The following is a 3140-nucleotide window of genomic DNA, read 5'->3' as shown; positions in this document are numbered from 1 at the left end:
ATACGCCCGGCTGCGTAGGCTTTTCACCCAGTACGACGGCGTCGGGCATCCACTGCTGACCGATCTGCGCACCGGTATCGACGCCGCCGAACGACGCGGGGTCGCGGTCACCGTGGAGGCCGCGCCCACCGGCCGCGACCTGCCCGACGCCGTACGCGGCCACCTGGTGGCCGCGACTCGGATCATGCTGGACGCCAGCCGTTCCCGCGCCCGCGTGGTGGTCACCGCGGACGCGGAGGGCTGCACGGTCAGCGCGCTGGGCGACTGCCCCGTCGAAACGCTGGACCGACTCTCCACGCTGACCGACGCCGCCGTGCACACCGAAGTGGTGACCGCGGGCGAATTGCTGTGGGCGCGACTGCATCACCGCTTCGAGTTGGAGGAAGCCCGTTGATCCGCATCGCCATCGTCGATGACCATCCGCTGATCCGCGACGGGGTCCGCGGCTGGTGCGCCGCCGCCGAGCCGCACATCCTGGTGTCCGCCGACCATCCCGATCCGGCCACCTTCCTCGCCGCCACGGGCCCCGACCGCGGTGACCTGGACGCGGTGGTGCTGGACCTCCAATTCGACCAGCGCGCACCGGATCTCGACGCCCTCACCACGATCTGCACACGTGGTCACCGGGTGGTCGTCTACTCCCAGTACACCGAACCCCATCTGGTCCGCGACTGCCTGGACCTGGGCGCGGTCACCTACCTTTCGAAAACCGAAGGCCGCGAACACCTCATCGCCGCACTGCACGCGGCCGCCGAGGTGCGGCCCTACCTGAGCCCGACCATGGCCCGCGCCATGAGCACCGACGGCGACGACCGCCCCAAACTCTCGCAACGCGAACGCGAGGTGCTGCTGGCCTGGTTCCAGACCGAATCCAAAGCCCTGGTGGCCCAACAGCTCTACATCACGGTCGGCACCGTCAACACCTACCTGGAGCGCATCCGCGCCAAGTACGCCTCGGTCGGCCGCTCGGCGCCCACCAAGGCGGCGCTGGTGGCCCGCGCCATCCGCGACGGTCTCATCACCACCGACGAGCTCTGAGCGGCCGCCGTGTAACCCGCGTCCTTATCCGTAGATACCCGCCGAATTCACACGCCTCGGCGGGGCTCCATCGGAAGGAAGCCGAATGTCTACTCCGACAAGCAGAGCGGCGGCGATAGCGCGATTGGCCGCGATCGCCGCGACCATGGCCGCCGTGCCCGCGATCGCGGCGAGCATCGCCGGTCCCGCCGAAGCGGCCGCGCCGCCGACCATCCCGGTCGGGTCGGCGGCACTGACGCATCTCTCGACGCTGTTCGATCAGGGACTCGGCGTCGTCCCCGCCGCGCACGACGTGCAGCAGGACACGAACGAGCCGAATCCGTTCCATCAGTTCCACCAGGGTCCGTTCAAGCAGGGAGGTTTCGGACAGATCATCCCGTTCCACGAGGCGCCCCCGCCGCACAATCCGCCGCCGGACCCCTTCGAACAGCTCGTCGATCCCTGATCCGCGCCACCCGAGAAAGGCTGTGCCCAGGTGAATTCGACCGATCGAAGCTTGCAGATCGTGGTGAAGGTCTCGAAGTTCTGCAATCTGCGCTGCCGATACTGTTATGAATATCCCGAACTCGGCAATCGTGCCGCGATGTCCAACGCGCAAGTGGCCGTCATGTACCGCACCCTGCGTGACCACATCCGCATCGCCGACCGCCGAGACGGCGCGCGCACGACGCTGCAATTCATCTGGCACGGTGGCGAACCGCTGCTGCAACCCACGGAGTTCTATCGACAGACCTGGGCCGACCAGCGCGAGATCTTCGGCGCGGAGATCGCGACGAGCAACAGCGTGCAGACGAACCTGGTTGTGCTGGACGATGATCGCCGCCGACTGCTGAGCGAGGACTTCGACTCCGTCGGCGTATCCCTCGATGTGGCAGGCGGATTGCGGGTGAACGCGGCGGGTCGCGACTCGCACGACCGGGTGGCGCACAACCTGGAAACACTACTGGCGGACGGTGTCCGCGTCGGCTGCATCTCGGTGCTGACCGCACACAATATCCACGCCGTCGACCAGGTGTTCCGCTACTTCGAGGAGCGGAATCTGCACTTCCGGGTGTTGCCGCTCTTCGATACCGGTGAGCCCGGGCAGACCACACCGTTCGAAGTGAGCCGGGAACAGGAACTCTCCGCGCTCGCGCGACTGGTGGACCTGTGGCTGTCCGGCGAGACGCTGGAGCGGCCCCCGGCCCCGCTCGACGGCTACGTGCAGATCGCGGCCCGCCACCTCGCCGGAAACCAGCGGACCGACTACCGCGACCGACGGGAATGGCTGCCGCTGGTGCTGGTCAACACCGACGGCTCGTGCTTCACCTACGGCGAACCCTACGGCGATCCCGAGTGGTCGATCGGCAATATCTTCACCGAGGACTTCGCCGAGATGCTGGCGGGCCCGGTCTTCGAACGCTGCGCGGTCGAGGCCGAACGCCGGGTCGCCCGAAACTGCCTGTCCTGCCCCTTCTTCGACGTCTGCGGTGGCTCGCTGGTGGCCGAGTCCGAGACCCGCGATCGCGACCAGGACGGCCACGGCACGCTGCTGTGCACCGCCCGGCCGATGATCGGCTACATCGTCGACCAGTTGCGCGGACGGGTACCCGAGACCGTCGAACAGTGGCATCGACAGGACGGCCCGGCATGATCACGCATATCGACCACCCCGGCCTCCTCGACGGCCTGACGCTGCTGCTCCCCTCGGGCGCGCCGACCGCCGAGCGCGTCGCACTGAGCGCGGGCTTCCTACCCGCAAGCGAAGCACCGTGCTCCGCAACGTATTCCGAGCGAGCGTTCGTACCCCGCGCCCCGTGGCGGCCGCCGACCTGCCACGAACGCACCATGCTGTACGGCCGGGCCGCCGCCGGGGCCCGCCCCGGTGACTGGATCGCCGTCATTCCCGTACCCGCCCAGGTGCTTTCGGCGTTCACCGAGTTGCGCACCGCAGCGGCCGGCGGCGATGAGCAGACGATGCGGTCCCTGATCGACGGGCCTTGCGGCCGTATGGCATTGGTCGAGGCGATCCGCTGGGCGATGACGCTGAGCGATCCGGCACGGCTGAGTGTGGAGAACCCGATATTCTACAGCAGAACACCCGTCGGGAATCTGACGATGAC

4 protein-coding genes and 1 pseudogene are annotated in these 3140 nt (G+C 68.1%); all 5 read left to right on the top strand.

Annotated features, from left to right (window positions below):
* Positions 1–394 (top strand): annotated as a pseudogene (locus ACWELQ_RS42145) (hypothetical protein); the annotation flags it as partial.
* The gene (locus ACWELQ_RS42140) at positions 391–1038 is read left to right on the top strand and encodes a response regulator (protein ID WP_452402583.1); all 648 of its coding nucleotides are present in this window, start codon (positions 391–393) and stop codon (positions 1036–1038) included. The pseudogene ACWELQ_RS42145 and the gene ACWELQ_RS42140, both read left to right, overlap by 4 nt.
* Positions 1039–1123: 85 nt before the next feature.
* Complete coding sequence (locus tag ACWELQ_RS42135) at positions 1124–1483, top strand: hypothetical protein (protein ID WP_452402582.1); 360 nt, start codon at positions 1124–1126, stop codon at positions 1481–1483.
* 30 nt (positions 1484–1513) lie between these two features.
* Entirely contained in the window at positions 1514–2671 is a 1158-nt protein-coding gene (locus ACWELQ_RS42130) for a radical SAM protein (protein WP_452402581.1), read from the top strand.
* A partial coding sequence (locus tag ACWELQ_RS42125; protein WP_452402580.1) for a hypothetical protein occupies positions 2644–3140 on the top strand: 497 nt, incomplete at its 3' end. The genes ACWELQ_RS42130 and ACWELQ_RS42125, both read left to right, overlap by 28 nt.

The sequence above is a fragment of the Nocardia sp. NPDC004722 genome, assembly GCF_053601505.1.
The sequence above is the reverse complement of the archived record's forward strand: the minus strand, read 5'-3'. Positions and strand labels throughout refer to the sequence as shown.

Bases quoted from the DNA above. Each gene is read 5' to 3' on its own strand.
- ACWELQ_RS42135 (WP_452402582.1), top strand. From the start codon at position 1,124: ATGTCTACTCCGACAAGCAGAGCGGCGGCGATAGCGCGATTGGCCGCG.